This window comes from Microvirga sp. HS2 (assembly GCF_055792805.1).
In genome coordinates this window covers 185,408-201,369 of sequence record NZ_JBVVAJ010000001.1, presented here as the reverse complement: position 1 = coordinate 201,369, position 15,962 = coordinate 185,408, and the positions used below count along the sequence as shown (strand labels likewise).

Here is a 15,962-nt window from a genome sequence, read left to right as displayed (position 1 = left end):
GGAACGCGCCCGTTTCAGGGAAGGGCGGGCGAGGCACATCGCCTTCCTGGCCACGCCTCCCCTGGTCCTGACATTCTTGCCCTCGCACGTGCGAGCCGATGCGCCGATGACGTATCTGCGCACATTCGGCGGCTTCAAGGGTGAACAGATCACGACGTTGATCTGGGGGCTGCTGATCCTGTCGATCGTCGTGGTCGTGATCACCAGCGCGCTCGTGCTCGTCGGCATCCTGATCCGGCGCTCGCCCAGGCCTGCGTCGGCGGCGGGCCGGGAGCCCGTCGGGGAGCATGGCAATGGATTGGCCTGGATCTATATCGGCGTCGGCGTTTCCACGATCGCCCTCATCGGGGCGATGGTCTGGAACGGCTACACCATGGCGGCCGTCAACCGGCCGCCCCGTGATCCTGCCGTCACGATCGAGGTGCGGGGGCATCAATGGTGGTGGGACGTGCGCTACATGAGCAAGGACAGCTCGCGCATCTTCGAAACCGCCAACGAGATCCACATCCCTGTGGGAGAGCCGGTCGAGTTCCGGCTGACCACGGTCGACGTGATCCATTCGTTCTGGATACCGGCGCTCGGCGACAAGGTCGATCTGATCCCCAACCAGACCAACAGCCAGTGGCTGGAGGCGTCGCAGCCGGGAATCTATCGCGGCCAGTGCTCGGAATATTGCGGCCAGCAGCATGCGCATATGGGGCTGATCGTCGTGGCCGATGAACCGGCCGATTTTCAGTCATGGTGGGACAGGCAGCTTCAGCCCGCCGCCGCGCCCGCAGGCCAGCAGGCCGAGCAGGGGGAAACCCTGTTCGTCCTGCGCTGCGGCGCATGCCACAGCATCCGCGGCACGCGCGCCGGCGGACGGCTGGGCCCCAATCTGTCTCATCTGATGAGCCGGAACGCCATCGCGGCAGGCACCCTGCCGAACAATCCGGCCTATCTTTCGGGATGGATCGCCAATCCGCAGACCATGAAGCCCGGCAATCTCATGCCCAATCTCGATCTGTCGGGCCCGGAGCTTGCGAGCATCCGCACCTATCTCGAGGCGCAGAAATAGGGAGAGACCCCGTGGCGGTTGGAACATACGAACGCTCTCCCGGAATGAGAACCGCCGACGACGAATCGACAGTCGGGTCGAAGCTAGAGCGGATCTGGAAGACGAAGCCCGGACTCGGCGGATGGCTGTCCACGGTGGACCATAAGGAACTCGGCATCCGCTACATCGCCACGTCGTTCGTGTTCCTGATCCTGGGCGGCATCGAAGCGCTGGTCATGCGCGTGCAGCTCGCCCAGCCGAACCTGCATGTGCTGACGCCGGAGCAGTACGACCAGCTCTTCTCGATGCACGGGATCACGATGATCTTCCTCTATGCGCAGCCGGTTCTGACCGGCTTCAGCGCCTATCTGTTCCCGTTGATTCTGGGCACCCGCGATCTCGCTTTCCCGCGCCTCAACGCCTTCTCCTATTGGGTTTATCTGGCAGCCGGGCTCTTCATGTATGCGAGCTTCCTTGTCGCGTCCGCGCCCAATGACGGGTGGTTCAATTATCCGCCCTACGCCCTCAAGCCCTATAATCCCGGCCCTAACATGGATTTCTATGCCCTGGGCATGATCCTGCTCGGGATCTCGACCACGGCGGGCGCCATCAATTTCCTCGTCACGGTCCTGCGGACCCGGGCTCCGGGCATGTCGATCAACCGCCTCCCGATCCTGACATGGGGCACCACCACCACGTCGGTGGGAATTCTTCTGTCGATGCCGGCGGTGAGCCTCGCCTTCTTCATGCTCTGGCTCGACCGGCAGTTCGGAACCCACTTCTTCGATCCGAGCGCGCGCGGGCAGCCGCTGCTGTGGCAGCACCTCTTCTGGCTCTTCGCGCATCCGTGGGTCTATATCGTCGTGCTTCCGGCCATGGGCATCGTCTCCGATGCGCTGCCGATCTTCTGCCGCCGTCCACTCGTGGGCTACACGGTCGTCGTGCTCGGCACCGTCGCCACCATGGTGATGGGCTTCGGCGTGTGGCTGCACCACATGTTCGCCACCGGCCTGCCGTTCCTGGCCCTGTCGTTCTTCAGCGGCGCGTCGTTCGTCATCACCGTTCCGAGCGCCGTCGCCGTCTTCGCCTGGATCGCGACCATCTGGACAGGTCGGCCCGTCATCACCACGGCCTTCCTGTTCTTTGCTGGCTTCATCTCGATGTTCGTGATCGGCGGCGTGTCGGGCGTGATGACGGCCTCGGTCGCGGCCGACCGTCAGCTCACGGATACCTATTTCGTCGTGGCGCACATTCATTACGTGCTGATCGGCATCAATCTCTTTCCGGTGATGGGCGGCTTGTACGTCTGGTTCCCCAAGATGACGGGCCGCCTGCTGAGCGAACGCTTGGGCAAGTGGAATTTCTGGACCGTTCTGATCGGGTTCAATCTGGCGTTCCTGCCCATGCACTGGACCGGTCTCGCGGGCATGCCGAGGCGCATCTACACCTACCAGGAGGGCATGGGCTGGGACACGGTGAACCTGACCACCTCCATCGGAGCCTTCGTTCTCGCGGTCGGCGTGCTGCTCCTTCTCGTGAACATCGTCGTGAGCCTGCGCCACGGCGCTGTCGCCGGACCCAATCCCTGGGACGGGCCGACGCTCGAATGGGCAATTCCATCCCCGCCGCCGCCATACAACTTCGCCGTCATTCCCGCCGTCGCGAGCCGCCACCCGCTGTGGGAGGACAGGCTGGCCGAAGGGATGGGGCATTCGTCCGTCCATCGCGGCCTGGTCCTCGACGACGGGAAGGAGATGCTCGCGACGACGGCCCTCGATGCCGAGCCCGACGCCATTTTGAAACTGCCTGAGGATTCCTACACGCCGCTCGTCCTCACCATCGTGATGACGGCCGGTTTCGCGGGCCTTCTGCTGCACTGGTGGGTGTTCGCGGGGATCTGCGCCTGGCTCGTGTTCATGAGCATCCTGATATGGCTGTGGCCCGAGCCCACGCTCGGCCAGACGGCGAGGTGGCACTGATGAGCGACGCTGTTCTCCAGGCTGGGTCCACGCGCATCGAGCCGCTGCCCGTCGGCAGCATCGGCCACAAGGCTTCGGGCTGGTGGGGCATGCTGACTATCATCATGACGGAGGGTGCGCTCTTCTCCTACCTGCTCTTCAGCTATTATTATTTCACCGTCCAATACGGGCGCGAGTGGCTGCCGAGCGAACTGCCCAAATTCCGGCTGTCGCTTCCCAACACCATCATTCTGCTCGTGAGCAGCCTTGCCGTCTGGTGGGGCGAGCGCGGCGCCAAGCGGGGCGCGCGAGGGCAGCTGCTCCTCGGGCTGCTCGGCGGCTTCATCCTCGGTGCGGCCTTCGTGACGATCCAGCTCTTCGAGTGGAAGGACAAGCCGTTCACGTATTCGTCGAGCTCCTACGGCTCGCTCTATTTCACCATCACCGGCTTTCACATGGCGCATGTGATCGCGGGCCTCGTGATGCTTCTCGCCCTGCTCGTCTGGTCGCTCATGCGCTATTTCGATGCCGAGCGCAACGCGCCCGTCTCGATCGGGGCGATCTACTGGCACTTCGTGGATGCCGTTTGGCTGACCGTGTTCTTCAGCCTCTACATCACACCATATCTGGGGTGAGCCATGCCCGAGACCGTGATGAAGGCCTACCATATCGAGCACCCCGCTCCTCACGGCGGCGCCGTCGGCATGGGCCTGCTCTGGACCGGCCTTCTCGCTCCTCCGGCCGCCTGGAGCATCCAACTGCTCGTGAACTATGGTCTTGCGAGCTATGCCTGCTTCCCCCGCGAGTTCCTGCGGGCGACGGTGCTTCCCGGGTGGGAGTGGGTGATGGCCGTTCTCGTCGCCGTGAACATCGCCGCCCTGGCGATCGCCTGCGCCGGAACGGCGATCTCCTACAGGAACTGGCGGCGAACGAGCGAGGAGGCGTCAGGCGATCATCACCGTCTGCTGCAGGCGGGCGAAGGCCGCACGCGCTTTCTCGCCGTGTGGGGCATCTGGTCCGGCGTCTGGTTCGCCATCGCCATCATCTTCGATACGATCGCTGTCTTCTCGGTGCCCCTATGCGGACGTTGAGGTTCCCCACGCTCCTGGCCGCCGCCTGCGCGATCGCGCAACCCGCCTGCGCCCATGCTTTCCGCCCGGACGGCAGCCTGTCCTGGAATGGCGAGGGCTGGATCGTCGCGTCGCTTGCGCTCGCACCCGCGCTCTATGCGCTCGGCGTCCGGACCATGAAGGCGCGGATGCGCTCCCGGCATCCCATCGGGCGGGCCGAGATCCTTGCCTTCGCAGGCGGCATCGCGTCCCTCGTCGCGGCGCTGCTCTCGCCTCTCGGCACGGTGAGCGAGCAGCTTTTCTCAGGACATATGCTCCAGCACCTCACTCTCATGCTGGTCGCCGCGCCGCTTTTCGTATGGTCGCGGCCCTTGATCGTTTTTCTCTGGGCGTTGCCGCGCGGCGGAAGAAAGACGCTCGGACGGCTCTGGGGGCGCGGTGGCCTGGGACGCTTCTTCAAGCTCCTCACGGCGCCGCTGTCGGTCTGGATCTGGTTCTGCGGTCTCTTCGCGTTCTGGCATCTGCCCAAACCTTACACCTGGGCGCTGGAGAGCGAGTCAGTGCATATTCTCGAGCATCTCTGCTTCTTCGTCAGTTCCTTTGCGTTCTGGTCCGTGGTGATCGAGCCTTCCGGGCGCCGGCGCCTCGACTACGGGGCGACGCTGCTCTTCGTCGCCACCGCCGCCATTCTGAGCGCTCTGCCCGGCGCGCTGATGGTCCTGACCTCGCGGGCCTTCTATCCCGTGCACGCAGAAGGAGCCGCCCGATGGGGGCTGACTCTCCTGGAGGATCAGCATCTGGCAGGCCTGATCATGTGGATCCCGGCGGGCTTCGTCTACATGGCCGCCATCGCCATCCTCTTTGTGCTGTGGCTGCGTGCCGCCGAGAAGCGCGCCGTGGCCAACATGCACCGGATCGCCGCCCTGACGTCGACCTTGGCTCTGCTTCTCCTCGTCTCCGGCTGCGAGGAGGTTACGGGCGAGACATCCGCTGCAAGCATGACAGCCTCTCCGACGAGTTTCGGGGGCGACCCTGGGCGCGGAGCCGCCGAGATCGCCCGGGTCGGTTGCGGATCCTGCCACACCATTCCCGGAATCACCGGCGCGAACGGGCTCGTCGGACCCCCGCTCACCATGATGGGGCGCCGGATCTATGTGGCGGGGCTTCTGCGCAACACGCCGGACAACATGATCACGTGGCTGAGAGACCCGCAGAGGATCGTTCCCGGCAACGCCATGCCGAACATGGGGCTGCAGGACCAGCAGGCGCGCGACATCGCGGCCTATCTCTATACCCTGCAATAGGGAGGAACGATCGATCATGCCCTTGGCCGAAGACAGGACCGCCCGCACTGACCGCCCTGGTCCCTGGACTCTGTGGGTCTGGTGTCTCTCCCGGCTCGGGAAGCTCGATTGGGTAACGGCGCTCGCCCTCCTGCTCACCGTCGCAGGATGGAGCCTGATATGGGCACGGGCTCTTCTGATTACCGAGGCCGTTCCCCTCTGGCTCGGATCGATCATGTTCGTCTGCGGACTGGCGCTGATCCCGTTCATGCCGGATCCCTGAGGCCGCGTGATCGCTCTCGGCCGAGAGCGATCATCCGCCATGCTGCTTCCTGAGCCGGTCGAGAAGGGTCATGACGGGGCCGGCGCTGATCCCATAGACGAAGACCGAAAGAAGCACGGCGAGCGCTGTGATCCTCCAGAGCCGCTCCGGATCCGCCGCGTGGCCTTCATTGATCGCGTAGGCCGTGTAGTAGAGCGAGCCGAGCCCCCGGATGCCGAAGAAGCCGATTGCGAGACGCACGGGCATCGGGCGTCCGGAACCGATGAAGGCGAGGAGCATGGCGAGCGGGCGCAGAAGGAAGAGAACCATCAGCGCAAAGACGACCTCGCTTGCCGAGAGCGAGGCAATCACCCCCTCGGCGAGCGCGCCGCCGAACAAGGTCAGGATCAGGATCGAGACGAGCTGCTCGATCTGTTCGGCCGAGCTGTGAATGTCGCGGGTATAGGTGATGTTCTTCGTCGTGTTGCGGATCGTCGCGGCTGCCGTGAAGACGGCCACGAACCCATAGCACCGCGTGACCTCCGCCGCGCCGTAGACGAGGAGCGCGACTCCGACCGCAGCCAGGCCGTTGTTGGATTGGGAGAGGCGAAACTGCTCCGGAAGATGCTGGTTGATCCATGTGACGGCTCGGCCGATGGCGAGTCCCAGACCGATGGCCGCGCCGATCATCCAAAGGTCGTCGACGAGAATCCAATGCCCGAACCATCCGGGCTCGCCTGAGCCTTTGAGAAGAACGAGGCCCAGGGTCACGAAGGGATAGGCCAGACCGTCGTTCAGCCCTGCCTCAGAAGTCAGCGCGAATCGAACCTCCCCTTCCTCGCCGGTTCCCGGCGGGCCGACCTGCACGTTCGACGCGAGAACGGGATCGGTCGGCGCGAGGATGCCTGCGAGCAGGATCGCCGTTGCGAGCGGAAGATCGAGCAGCCACAGGCCGCAGGCGGCAATCGCGGCGATGGACAGCGGCATGCCGAGCCCGAGCGTACGCCAGGTGCTCGACCAGGTTTTGAGGCTGAACGGACGATCGATCTTCAGGCCCGCTCCCATGACAGCAATGACGAGGACGAATTCCAGCAGGACCTCGGCGAGCTTGCTGTAGGTGGCGAAGAATCGTCCAGCCGGCATGGAAAAGAAGAAGGCATAGCCGAACGCGACGGCGAGCATCGGCATGCTCAGGGGAAATCTGCGCAGGAAAACAGGGAGCCAGACGACGCTCAGGACGATAAAGCCAAGGGTTAGAAAGCCGAAGAGCTGGACCTGATGCGCCATGTGAAAGCCCAGGATGCGTGGTCTCGAAGGGCATAGACCGAAAATGCCTTGCTCCGGGAGAAGCCCGTCTTCAGGAGTATCCGGTCGATCGGCACTTGTGGGGCGACGCTCACCATCGCTAATTCCCGGGTTCGGAATCCGTCGACGTGCAGATTCCTCCGATGGGACATTGGGCGACGTCTGCGGTTCTGACCCAGACGGGTCGTGCCGTGAGCGGACGGCTGCAGAAGCTGGAGTCGCGAACGTAGCGATCGTAGGTCGTGGGTCCCGTATGCAGAACGATCGCTCCTCGGGACGCGACGAGCTGTCGGGCCTGTGCGCATGTCATGTTCAGCGTTGTGGCGTATGGCTGCGCCATGACGCCTGTCGACAGGCTCGCGAGGGTGAGGGAGGCGAGAAGGGCTTTCATGAAGCGGATCCCGACGGCTGCCTGGAGAGAAGAAGGAAACACGCCCCGACTCCTCGCTGTTCCCGCATGCGGGATCACAGACGGGTCCCTTCGCCGCTTCATGAGTCGCCGTGTTCAGGCCCTATCTGAGCGAATCGCCCTGATTTCCGTTCGATGAGCCCCCGGAAGCCGCCTGGAAGGCGGCGAGGGATTCGTCGAGATGCCGGGGCGACCGCGTCCCGGTCAGGATGACGCCCTTGAACGATTGCTCCAGGATGAAGGCGAGGGCCTCCCTCAGAGGGCCCGCTCTGTCGCCGGCCTCGTCCGGGATCATCCGGCCCATGTCGAAGGGGCGGTTGACCAGCACGCGCATGCCCGCGTCCTGCGCCATGGCAAAGGCGGGCGCCATGTTCGGGGACAGCCGGTTGTAGGGAAGCTGGATGACGGCGTAGGCTCCCGATGCGCAGGCAAGGCGCGCTGCATCGAGATCGCTGACGCTGGCTCCGAAGGTCGCGACGCCGTTGGACCGCGCATAGGCGATGGCTCGCTCTACGTCCTTCGACGCGAGAGCCGCCGCGCTCGCCTTGTGGATCTGGAGGAGGTCGATGCGCCCGAGCCGCTCCAGGCTCCTGTCCAGGCTCCGGCACAGGGCATCGTAGGAATGGTCCGTGAAGCCGCTCTGCTCCGCGGCGTTCCAGTGCTCGCCCATCTTCGTGCTGACGGTGAGCTGCGAGGCCCCTGCTCCCTGGCTTCTCAGAAAGCTCCCGAAAATCCGTTCGCTGGTACCGTAGGCCGGGGCCGTGTCGAAGAACGTGATCCCTTGCGAGACCGCGTGATGGAGGAGGGCAAGCGCATCCTCCTCCGTCGGCGGCTTTCCCTCGCGATAGCCCCACGCCCGGCCGATGGACAGGAGACCGAGGCCCAGGCTGACGGGAGCGATGTCCATGGTGCCGTTCATGGCTGCGCGACTTTCGGGTGGAAGAAGGATTGCGGCTTCACATCCTCCATCCGGAAGACGCCGCTCCCCGCGATGACCTGCCCGGTGCCGAGGCGGAGATTGCGGGCCGTGCCGTGGCCCTTCAGGAGGGCGCCGCGGCGGTCGGGGTCCGGATCGCGGAACGATCCGCCGGCGGCGAGAGTGCAAGTGTCGACCGCGATCGGGCCGAGGAGCTGGCTGCCGGATCCCAAAGTGGTGTCGCCGAAGACCGAGGCGCCGCCCTGATAGCGGCCGTGATCCCCGATGGCGATGCGCGCGCCTGGGCGGTTGGCCTTTGCGGTGAAGCCTCCGCCTTCTCCGAAAAGATTGAAGCCGCCGATCGTGAGCGTGCCCGTTTCGGCGGCAAGCCAGGTGTTCGAATGGAACGTGTTGCCGTCGCCGATGAGCAGCGCGCCGGGAACCGAGCAATGAAGGGTCACGCAGGGATAGAACACGTTTCCTGTTCCGATCCGCGCATGGGCGCAATGAGGGTGGAGAAAGGATCCAGGACAACGTTGCCCCGCTCCGCGAGGGCCAGCACCGCCTCGATACCGAGAAGACCGAGAGCGCGGCGTGCCTCGTCGATTGTTGCGATCACGCTCGATCCAGGCTCCATCGCTTCCTTGCGCTCCCTCGGCGAATTCCAGGTCGTGAGCGAGTTAAGACGCGCAGCGCCACGGCTGCAAGCGGGTTCAGTCGCTCACAGCTGATGGGCTGTCGCTCATTGCGGACGGGGTGCCGGCATCCAGGGGCTTGGAGGGAGGCTGGGCGCGATCAGGCTCACGCCGAAGACGTCGCAGAGCCTGTCGGGGCTCAGCACCGCATCGGCCTGGCCTCGCGCCACGAGGCGGCCCACCTGCATGAGAACCAGGCTGTCCCCGGCATCGGCGGCGAGCTGGAGGTCATGGAGCACGGCGAGGATGGTCAAGCCGTCCCGCGCAAGGCTTCTGGCTGCGTTCAGCAGCGCGAGCTGGTGCTTGAGGTCGAGGCTGGCGATGGGCTCGTCGAGAAACAGGACCTGCCGCGTCTCGACGGTGCGGCCCGCTTCGAGCTGGGCCAGGACCCGCGCGAAATGGACCCTCTGTCGCTCGCCGCCCGAGAGCGTCTGATAATTGCGGCGCGCGAGGTGCGCCACGTCGGCCTGTTCGAGGGCGCCGAGGACGATGCGCTGCCGGTCGCCGCGGCTCAAGCCGCGGCCGATGCCTTCGACCCCGAGCCGGGTGACCTCGAAGGCCGAAAAGGGAAAGCCGAGCTCGGAGGCCTGCGGCATGACGGCCCGTCGATGGGCCAGGCGCCACGCCGGGATCGTGCGAAGCGGGCGTCCATCGAGCAGGACCTCGCCCTCGCTGGGAGAGAGCTCGCCGCACAACACCCGCAGGAGAGTCGATTTTCCCGCGCCGTTGGGACCGACGACGATGGTGACCGTCCCGCTCTCGACGACCAGGTCGATGCCCTCGATCAGCGCGCGTCCGCCAGCCTTGTAAGTGACGGCTCTTGCTTCCAGGATCGCGCTCACAGGACGATCCTTCCCTGACGGCGCAGCAGCAGCCACAGGAAGAACGGCGCGCCGAAGGCGGCGGTGAGAATGCCGATGGGCAATTCCGCGGGCGCCGCGACGGTGCGCGCCACGGTGTCGGCGGCCACGAGCAGCGCGGCGCCGAGGAGCGCGGAGGCCGGCAGCAGCATGCGGTGGTCGGGCCCCGCGACGAGACGCAGGACATGCGGCACGACGATGCCGACGAAGCCGATCATGCCGGCGCAGGCGACCGATGCACCGACGGCAACCGCCACGAGCAGGATCGCCGCCGCCTTCACCCGCTGCACCGGCACGCCGAGGTGAAAGGCCTCCGCTTCTCCGAGAGCGAGCGCATTGAGGCCGCGCGCCAGGAAGGGCGTGACGACAAGAACCGGAAGGATCAACGGCGCCGCGACGGCGACCTTGGTCCATGTGGCGCCGCTGAGCGAGCCGAGGGACCAAAATGAGAGATCGCGCAATTGCCGGTCGTCGCTGAGATAAGCGAGAAAGCCCATGAGGGCCCCCGACAGCGCGCCGAAGGCGATGCCCGCGAGCAGCATCACGGCGATCGAGGTGCGCCCCTGACGCGTGGCGACGAGATAGAGACCCATGGTGGTGATCAGGCCGCCCGCGAAGGCGCCGATGGGTAGCGCGCTGAAAGGAAGCGGACCGATCAAGGGCGCAAGCAGAGTATCGCCGACGACGATCGTGGCGGCCGCGGCGAGCGCCGCGCCTGCGGACACGCCGACAAGGCCGGGATCGGCGAGAGGGTTGCGGAAGAGGCCTTGCATGAGCGCGCCGGAGCTGCTCAGCGCCGCGCCGATCAGGAGCCCGAGCAGCAGGCGAGGCAGACGCACCTGCAGGATGATCAGCGCATCGCCGGACGATGCGGACGAGTGCCCGGTGACGATGCTCAGAACGCGCCGCAAGGGAACGCCCGTCGCTCCCGCGCCCAGGGCCGCGATGCCGGTGAGCGCGAGCAGAAGAACGAGCGCCGTCATCAGCAGAGGATTGCGGCTTTGCACCGGCGCGAAGCCGTGTCCGCCCGTCGCAAGCCTCGTCATGGTTGTCCGGCCTCGCCGATCTGATCGGGGTGCAGGGCGGCCATGAGATCGCGCGCGGCGGCTGGCGTCCGCGGTCCGAATCCGAGGAGATAGAGCGAATCCATCACCACGAGCCTGCGTGTCCCGGCGGCGGGCACGGCGGCGAAAGCCGGGAGCGCGAAGGGGTCCTGCGCCGCGCCGCCGGGGCCCTGGTCCATCATCACGATGGCTTCGGGAGCGGCCGCGATGAGGCCTTCATCGGACATGGGCTTCCAGCCGCTCAGCGAGGATGCCGCGTTGGTGGCCCCTGCAAGGGCCAGGATCGCGTCCGCCGTCGTGTTCTGCCCGCCGACGAGAGGGCGGCCGTTCTGAAGCGACAGCACGAACAGCGCGCGTGCGGGACGCGTGATGCGAGCCTTCGCCTCCGCCAGTTGCGTGAAGGCTTCCTCGATCTCGCGGATCAGGGCCGCGCCGCGCTCAGGGAGACCGAGCGTTCGTGCGATCACTTCGACGCGCGCGACGATTCCCGCGGCGCTCGGCTGGTCGGGAACACGCACCACGGTCACGCCCGCCTGCTCGATCAGGCGAAGCGCATCGGGCGGGCCCGCGCCTTCCGCGGCGAGCACGAGCGAGGGAGCGAGCGACAGCACGCCCTCCGCGCCGAGGGCGCGGACATAGCCGACATTCGCCTTCGTCTTGAGAGCCTCGGGAGGATAGAGGCTGGTGGAATCGACCCCGACGATCTCGGAATCCTGCTTGAGCCGGTAAAGGATCTCGGTCACCGCGCCGCCGATGCTGACGATCCGGCGGGCGGGGGCTGCGGCCCTGGCGTGACGCGCAACGAGCATCACGGCGGGGCTGGCGATGAGGGCGCGGCGGGAGAGCGTCATGACAACGGTCCTTACTTCGTCAGAATGAGTTTGCCGTTCGCCGTGACCCGCAGGCGATAGCGCTCGCCGCGATGCACAAGCACCACCTCGCGTTCCGTCCCAATCAGGCTTGCGACGTCGATCTCCCGCATGGGGGCAGGCCTGTCGCCCTTGGAATCCGATGGAGGCAGGGTGTGCACGGCTTTCTCCAGTTTTTATACGTTCTAAATTCAATGCTTGGAAGTCTTCTCATGTATTCGCAGTTTAGAATTGTGTAAAACTAGCGAAGCACGAGTCTCTATTGACGCGGTTACTTGATTTGGATATCGGATGTAAAGCCTCTTCCGACAGGCAAGAAGGCGATAGCCAGCCAGCGTGAATTCACTTCCGCGCGAGCCAGCCAGTCATCAAGAAAAACATCGTTAAAGACTGGAATCGTCAGGATGATTACCTTCCTGCGCGAAGGCCTTCGCGCGTCTACTTCACCCTTTGCTCTTCTCGTTCTCGCGCCTCTGGCGGGCGTTTCGTTTGGCTCGGACGCGCAGGCGCAACCCGCGCCGAATGCGGAAGCCACGCTGGAGCTCGATACGATCACCGTGACCTCCGGGAAGACCGAGGACCGGGCGATCAACGATCTGGCCGGATCGAGCGTGGTCACGCGCCGTCAGATCGACCTGCTGCAATCCTCCCGCGTCTCCGACGTTCTTCAGGGCGTGCCGGGCGTCGCCGTGCAGGAGACGGGCACCGATCCCGGGCAGGCGGTCAACATCCGCGGCCTGCAGGATTTCGGCCGCGTGAACGTGCTCGTCGATGGAGCGCGGCAGGATTATCAGGTGAGCGGCCACGGCGCGAACGGCACCTTCTATCTCGACCCTGAACTGATCGGGCAGGTGGACGTGGTGCGCGGGCCGGTTTCCACCGTCTATGGCTCAGGGACCATCGGGGGCGTCGCCTCGTTCCGGACCCGCACCATCGACGACATTCTGACACCCGATGAGCGATACGGCGCGGCGCAGAAACTCGGGCTCGGGACGAACGGCGCGGGTGTCGTCACCAACAGCATGGCCGGTGCCCGCATCGGCACGGCCGCGGACGTGTTTGGGCAATTCGTCTACCGCAACACCAACAATTATCGCGACGGCGACGGCAACACGGTTCCGGATTCCGATTCCGAACTGACGTCGGGCCTGTTCAAGTTCAATCTCTTCCCGACGGACGGCCATGCCTTGAGCGGTTCCGCCCTGCTGCAGAACTATGCCTTCACGAACAACGGCGACACCAGCGTCGGAACCCGGTTCAGGAACGATGTCACGGCCAATACCTATACACTCGGCTACCGCTTCAGCCGGCCCGACAACCCTTGGCTCAATCTGAGCGTGAAGGGATACTACACCACGACCGAGGATCATAAGCGGGTCGTGACGCCGAGCAGAACCTACGGCTCCCTCGGGGTGGAGCCGGGCGATCCCCTCGATTACAGCATGGAGACGCTCGGCTTCGACATCAGCAACACGTCGCGCTTCGAAGCCTTCGGTTTGGGGCATGCGCTGACCTTCGGCATCGACGGCGCGCGCGACCGGGGCGAAACCCTCGATCGCGCGGGCGGCTACGGCGCGGCCTTCACGCCGTCCGGCGAACGCAGCCTGTTCGGCGGCTTCGTTCAGGACGAGGTGCGCGTCACGCCCTGGCTGCGAGCCATCGGCGCCCTGCGCTTCGACAGCTATGAACTGAATGGCGGCGGCATCAGCGCGGATGGCTCGCGCGTGTCTCCGAAGATCACGCTGGGCGTGGAGCCGGTGAAAGGGATCGAGTTCTACGGTACGTATGCCGAAGGCTATCGCGCGCCGTCGATCACGGAAACCCTCATCCAGGGCTCCCATCCGTTCCCGATCTTCAACATCCTGCCCAATCCCGACCTCCGGCCCGAGGTCGCGCACAACCTCGAAGCGGGCGTGAACGTGCAGTACGACGACGTGCTGAGGGCCGGCGACAGCGTCCGCGCCAAGGCTTCCGTGTTCCAGAACAGGATCGACGACTACATCGACTCCGTCGCGGTCGGGCCGGTCTACAATGTGCCGGTCGTTCCGGGCATGCCGGTCGAGGCGTGCGCCTTTGCTCCGTATCTGTGCCTCATCGGGATTCAGGATCAGCAATATCGGAACATCGCCAGAGCCCGGCTGCAGGGTGCGGAGCTCGAAGCGGCGTATGACTGGGGCGGCGGCTTCGTGACCATCGCGGGTACCCTCATCGAGGGCAGGAACGACATCACAGGCGATCCCTTGAACTCCGTCGTTCCCAATCGCATCAGCACCACGTTCGGCCTGAGGCTGCTCGACGACAAGCTCACGGTGGGCACGCGCCTGACATTCGTCGATTCCAGCAAGAAGAACGTGACAAACCCGACGTCCGGCTACGGGCTCGTCGATCTCTTCGCGTCCTATCGCTACGACGAGACCATCAGCGGCGACATCACAATCCAGAATCTCTTCGACCGGCAATACACGCAGTACCTGAACAGCGAGCCGAGCCCCGGCCTGACGGCGAAGTTCGGACTGACGGTGAAGTTCGCCAGCCGCTGATTCCCAACCCTCACACCTGATCCAAGGAGATTCTATTCGATGTTCATCGCCATGAACCGGTTCAAGGTCCTCAAGGACGCACGGGAAAAATTCGAGGAGCGCTGGCTTTCGCGCGAGAGCTACCTGCACGAGCTCGACGGCTTCCTGGAATTCCACATGCTGCGCGGGCCGGAGCGTGAGGACCACGTGCTCTATTCCTCGCACACCCTGTGGGCCACTAAGGCGCATTTCGAGGCCTGGACGCGCTCCGACCAGTTCCGCGCGTCGCATACCCGCGCCAGCACCGCCGGCAACGGGCCCCTGACCCTCGGCCACCCGGAATTCGAGGGTTTCGAGGTGTTCCAGACCATCCGGCAAACTCGGAAGGAAGCCTGGTGACCACGATGGCGACAGGACAGGATACGGACGCCCTGATCCGGCAGGATCTCGCAGCAAAGCCCGACGGGGTTCTGGAGACGATCGCGGACACGCGCGGCGTGCCGCTTCAGCAGGTTCTCGACTGCCTCGGGCAGGAAGCGGCCGCGGGCGTTCCGGGCGCTCTTTTCGAAAGGATCTGGGAGGATCTGACCTCCTGGGGCGACATCACCTTCGTGGTTCACACCCGCGACGGCGTGTTCGAATGCAAGGGCGGCGTGCCGCCGGGAACGTCCGGGCGCGGCTATTTCAACATCCACGGCGACAGCCCCATCGGCGGCCATCTGCGCATGGATCGCTGCCGCGCGATCTATTTCGTCGACCGCCCGTTCTTCGGCAAGCGCTCCTGCTCCGTGCAGTTCGTGAACGAGGAGGGCGGGGTGATGTTCAAGATCTTCGTCGGACGAAACGAGGATCGCAGCCTTAAAGAAGATCAGCTCGTCCGGTTCGAGGCCCTGCGCGCCGGTTGTCTCGACCATGCGCAGGCCCTAGGATCAGGAGCATGACGCAGAAAGATCCGACCCTGCCCGTAGACGACGAGGCGCGGCTTCTCGCCAAGAAGCTCATGCGCACCGCGCGCTCCGGCGCGCTCGCCACGAACGGCGCCGACGAGGGCATGCCCTTCGCCAGCCTCGTGGCGGTGGGCACCGATCTCGACGGCTCCCCTGTGATCCTCACGTCGCAGCTCTCGATTCACACCCGACTGCTCGCGGCAGACGAGCGCTGCTCCCTGCTGCTTTTCGCGATTGGCAAGGGCGATCCGCTGGCTCATCCGCGCCTGACCCTGCTCACCCGGGCCGAGCGGCTGGAGCGCGGCTCGGACAGGGCGCAGCAGGTTCGCCGCCGCTATCTGCTGCAGCATCCCAAAGCCGCGCTGTATGTGGACTTTCCCGATTTCGCCTTCTGGCGCCTGAACGTCGCTTCGGGCAGCCTCAACGGCGGTTTCGGCCGTGCCTATCGCATGGCGCGGGAAGACCTGCTCACCGACCTCTCCGCCTTTCCGGGCTTCGCGGAGCTGGAGGCCGGCGCGGTGGAGCACATGAACGAGGACCACGCCGAGGCTGTGGCGCATTATGCGACGAAGCTCTGCGGCGCCCGCGAAGGCGCGTGGCGGCTGATCGGCATCGATCCGGAAGGATTGCAGCTGGCCCTGGGCGACGAGCTGCTGCGGCTGCCGTTCCCGCGTCCGCTGCAAGGGCCGGAAGAGCTGCGCCCCATGCTCGTCGATCTCGCGAAGGAGGCGCGGGGCAAGACTGTGTAAGCAGAGGCCCGGAAAAGAGC

19 protein-coding genes are annotated in these 15,962 nt (G+C 65.3%); 10 read left to right on the top strand and 9 right to left on the bottom strand.

The genetic code is table 11. The features are described from left to right. Nucleotides 1–106: 106 nt before the first annotated feature. The 6 genes from coxB to ACS5Q0_RS00905 are packed head-to-tail and all read left to right on the top strand — an operon-like array spanning nt 107 to nt 5,630. Complete coding sequence (gene coxB / locus ACS5Q0_RS00930) at nt 107–1,057, top strand: cytochrome c oxidase subunit II (RefSeq protein ID WP_473124719.1); 951 nt, start codon at nt 107–109, stop codon at nt 1,055–1,057. Between the two features lie 44 nt (nt 1,058–1,101). After that, on the top strand, nt 1,102–3,015 hold the full coding sequence (gene ctaD / locus ACS5Q0_RS00925; RefSeq protein ID WP_473124987.1) for a cytochrome c oxidase subunit I: 1,914 nt from the start codon (nt 1,102–1,104) through the stop codon (nt 3,013–3,015). Then, nucleotides 3,015–3,629: a cytochrome c oxidase subunit 3 gene (locus tag ACS5Q0_RS00920; RefSeq protein ID WP_473124718.1), complete on the top strand. Its 615-nt coding sequence runs from the start codon at nt 3,015–3,017 to the stop codon at nt 3,627–3,629. Before ctaD ends, ACS5Q0_RS00920 begins: the two co-directional genes overlap by 1 nt. 3 nt (nt 3,630–3,632) lie before the next feature. Continuing rightward, the gene (locus ACS5Q0_RS00915; protein ID WP_473124717.1) at nt 3,633–4,085 is read left to right on the top strand and encodes a hypothetical protein; all 453 of its coding nucleotides are present in this window, start codon (nt 3,633–3,635) and stop codon (nt 4,083–4,085) included. Further along, the gene (locus ACS5Q0_RS00910; protein WP_473124716.1) at nt 4,073–5,368 is read left to right on the top strand and encodes a cytochrome c oxidase assembly protein; all 1,296 of its coding nucleotides are present in this window, start codon (nt 4,073–4,075) and stop codon (nt 5,366–5,368) included. The genes ACS5Q0_RS00915 and ACS5Q0_RS00910 overlap by 13 nt, the downstream gene beginning before the upstream one ends. 16 nt (nt 5,369–5,384) lie before the next feature. Beyond that, nucleotides 5,385–5,630 (top strand): hypothetical protein, encoded by a 246-nt coding sequence (locus tag ACS5Q0_RS00905; RefSeq protein WP_473124715.1) that lies wholly within the window; start codon nt 5,385–5,387, stop codon nt 5,628–5,630. 30 nt (nt 5,631–5,660) lie between these two features. On the opposite strand, the gene ACS5Q0_RS00900 is transcribed toward ACS5Q0_RS00905, so the two are convergent. From ACS5Q0_RS00900 to hemP, 9 genes are all read right to left on the bottom strand, one after another. Next, nucleotides 5,661–6,896 carry a cation:proton antiporter gene (locus tag ACS5Q0_RS00900; RefSeq protein WP_473124714.1) on the bottom strand — a complete coding sequence of 412 codons (1,236 nt, stop codon included), beginning with the start codon at nt 6,894–6,896 and terminating at the stop codon, nt 5,661–5,663. Between the two features lie 118 nt (nt 6,897–7,014). Further along, complete coding sequence (locus tag ACS5Q0_RS00895; RefSeq protein WP_473124713.1) at nt 7,015–7,347, bottom strand: hypothetical protein; 333 nt, start codon at nt 7,345–7,347, stop codon at nt 7,015–7,017. Nucleotides 7,348–7,426: 79 nt separating this feature from the next. Next, nucleotides 7,427–8,230 (bottom strand): aldo/keto reductase, encoded by an 804-nt coding sequence (locus tag ACS5Q0_RS00890; protein ID WP_473124712.1) that lies wholly within the window; start codon nt 8,228–8,230, stop codon nt 7,427–7,429. An 8-nt stretch (nt 8,231–8,238) separates the two neighbouring features. After that, nucleotides 8,239–8,715: an AraC family transcriptional regulator gene (locus ACS5Q0_RS00885; RefSeq protein ID WP_473124711.1), complete on the bottom strand. Its 477-nt coding sequence runs from the start codon at nt 8,713–8,715 to the stop codon at nt 8,239–8,241. Further along, nucleotides 8,697–8,858, bottom strand: a complete 162-nt coding sequence (locus ACS5Q0_RS00880; protein ID WP_473124710.1) for a hypothetical protein — start codon at nt 8,856–8,858, stop codon at nt 8,697–8,699. The genes ACS5Q0_RS00885 and ACS5Q0_RS00880 overlap by 19 nt, the downstream gene beginning before the upstream one ends. Before the next feature lie 123 nt (nt 8,859–8,981). Further along, nucleotides 8,982–9,776: a heme ABC transporter ATP-binding protein gene (locus ACS5Q0_RS00875; RefSeq protein ID WP_473124709.1), complete on the bottom strand. Its 795-nt coding sequence runs from the start codon at nt 9,774–9,776 to the stop codon at nt 8,982–8,984. Beyond that, on the bottom strand, nt 9,773–10,840 hold the full coding sequence (locus ACS5Q0_RS00870; RefSeq protein WP_473124708.1) for a FecCD family ABC transporter permease: 1,068 nt from the start codon (nt 10,838–10,840) through the stop codon (nt 9,773–9,775). The genes ACS5Q0_RS00875 and ACS5Q0_RS00870 overlap by 4 nt, the downstream gene beginning before the upstream one ends. Beyond that, a complete protein-coding gene (locus ACS5Q0_RS00865; protein ID WP_473124707.1) occupies nt 10,837–11,709 on the bottom strand; it encodes a heme/hemin ABC transporter substrate-binding protein in 873 nt (290 codons plus the stop codon). Before ACS5Q0_RS00865 ends, ACS5Q0_RS00870 begins: the two co-directional genes overlap by 4 nt. Before the next feature lie 11 nt (nt 11,710–11,720). Then, nucleotides 11,721–11,888 carry a hemin uptake protein HemP gene (gene hemP, locus ACS5Q0_RS00860; protein ID WP_473124706.1) on the bottom strand — a complete coding sequence of 56 codons (168 nt, stop codon included), beginning with the start codon at nt 11,886–11,888 and terminating at the stop codon, nt 11,721–11,723. A gap of 243 nt (nt 11,889–12,131) precedes the next feature. On the opposite strand from hemP, the gene ACS5Q0_RS00855 reads away from it, so the two are divergent. Genes ACS5Q0_RS00855 through ACS5Q0_RS00840 form a run of 4 tightly spaced genes read left to right on the top strand, consistent with a single transcriptional unit; the run spans nt 12,132 to nt 15,942 of the window. After that, entirely contained in the window at nt 12,132–14,267 is a 2,136-nt protein-coding gene (locus ACS5Q0_RS00855; protein WP_473124705.1) for a TonB-dependent hemoglobin/transferrin/lactoferrin family receptor, read from the top strand. A gap of 39 nt (nt 14,268–14,306) precedes the next feature. Next, nucleotides 14,307–14,645 (top strand): heme-degrading protein HmuQ, encoded by a 339-nt coding sequence (hmuQ, locus tag ACS5Q0_RS00850; RefSeq protein WP_473124704.1) that lies wholly within the window; start codon nt 14,307–14,309, stop codon nt 14,643–14,645. A gap of 5 nt (nt 14,646–14,650) precedes the next feature. Further along, the gene (gene hutX / locus ACS5Q0_RS00845; protein ID WP_473124703.1) at nt 14,651–15,187 is read left to right on the top strand and encodes a heme utilization cystosolic carrier protein HutX; all 537 of its coding nucleotides are present in this window, start codon (nt 14,651–14,653) and stop codon (nt 15,185–15,187) included. Continuing rightward, nucleotides 15,184–15,942, top strand: coding sequence for a HugZ family pyridoxamine 5'-phosphate oxidase (locus ACS5Q0_RS00840; protein WP_473124702.1), 759 nt, complete (start codon nt 15,184–15,186; stop codon nt 15,940–15,942). Before hutX ends, ACS5Q0_RS00840 begins: the two co-directional genes overlap by 4 nt. The last annotated feature ends 20 nt before the right edge of the window (nt 15,943–15,962 follow it).

What these genes read in the sequence shown, in the direction of transcription:
- coxB (WP_473124719.1), top strand. Translation starts at nt 107, where the DNA reads ATGACGTATCTGCGCACATTCGGCGGCTTCAAGGGTGAACAGATCACG.
- ctaD (WP_473124987.1), top strand. Translation starts at nt 1,102, where the DNA reads ATGAGAACCGCCGACGACGAATCGACAGTCGGGTCGAAGCTAGAGCGG.
- ACS5Q0_RS00920 (WP_473124718.1), top strand. Translation starts at nt 3,015, where the DNA reads ATGAGCGACGCTGTTCTCCAGGCTGGGTCCACGCGCATCGAGCCGCTG.
- ACS5Q0_RS00915 (WP_473124717.1), top strand. Translation starts at nt 3,633, where the DNA reads ATGCCCGAGACCGTGATGAAGGCCTACCATATCGAGCACCCCGCTCCT.
- ACS5Q0_RS00910 (WP_473124716.1), top strand. Translation starts at nt 4,073, where the DNA reads ATGCGGACGTTGAGGTTCCCCACGCTCCTGGCCGCCGCCTGCGCGATC.
- ACS5Q0_RS00905 (WP_473124715.1), top strand. Translation starts at nt 5,385, where the DNA reads ATGCCCTTGGCCGAAGACAGGACCGCCCGCACTGACCGCCCTGGTCCC.
- ACS5Q0_RS00900 (WP_473124714.1), bottom strand. Translation starts at nt 6,896, where the DNA reads ATGGCGCATCAGGTCCAGCTCTTCGGCTTTCTAACCCTTGGCTTTATC.
- ACS5Q0_RS00890 (WP_473124712.1), bottom strand. Translation starts at nt 8,230, where the DNA reads ATGGACATCGCTCCCGTCAGCCTGGGCCTCGGTCTCCTGTCCATCGGC.
- ACS5Q0_RS00870 (WP_473124708.1), bottom strand. Translation starts at nt 10,840, where the DNA reads ATGACGAGGCTTGCGACGGGCGGACACGGCTTCGCGCCGGTGCAAAGC.
- ACS5Q0_RS00865 (WP_473124707.1), bottom strand. Translation starts at nt 11,709, where the DNA reads ATGACGCTCTCCCGCCGCGCCCTCATCGCCAGCCCCGCCGTGATGCTC.
- ACS5Q0_RS00855 (WP_473124705.1), top strand. Translation starts at nt 12,132, where the DNA reads ATGATTACCTTCCTGCGCGAAGGCCTTCGCGCGTCTACTTCACCCTTT.
- hmuQ (WP_473124704.1), top strand. Translation starts at nt 14,307, where the DNA reads ATGTTCATCGCCATGAACCGGTTCAAGGTCCTCAAGGACGCACGGGAA.
- hutX (WP_473124703.1), top strand. Translation starts at nt 14,651, where the DNA reads ATGGCGACAGGACAGGATACGGACGCCCTGATCCGGCAGGATCTCGCA.
- ACS5Q0_RS00840 (WP_473124702.1), top strand. Translation starts at nt 15,184, where the DNA reads ATGACGCAGAAAGATCCGACCCTGCCCGTAGACGACGAGGCGCGGCTT.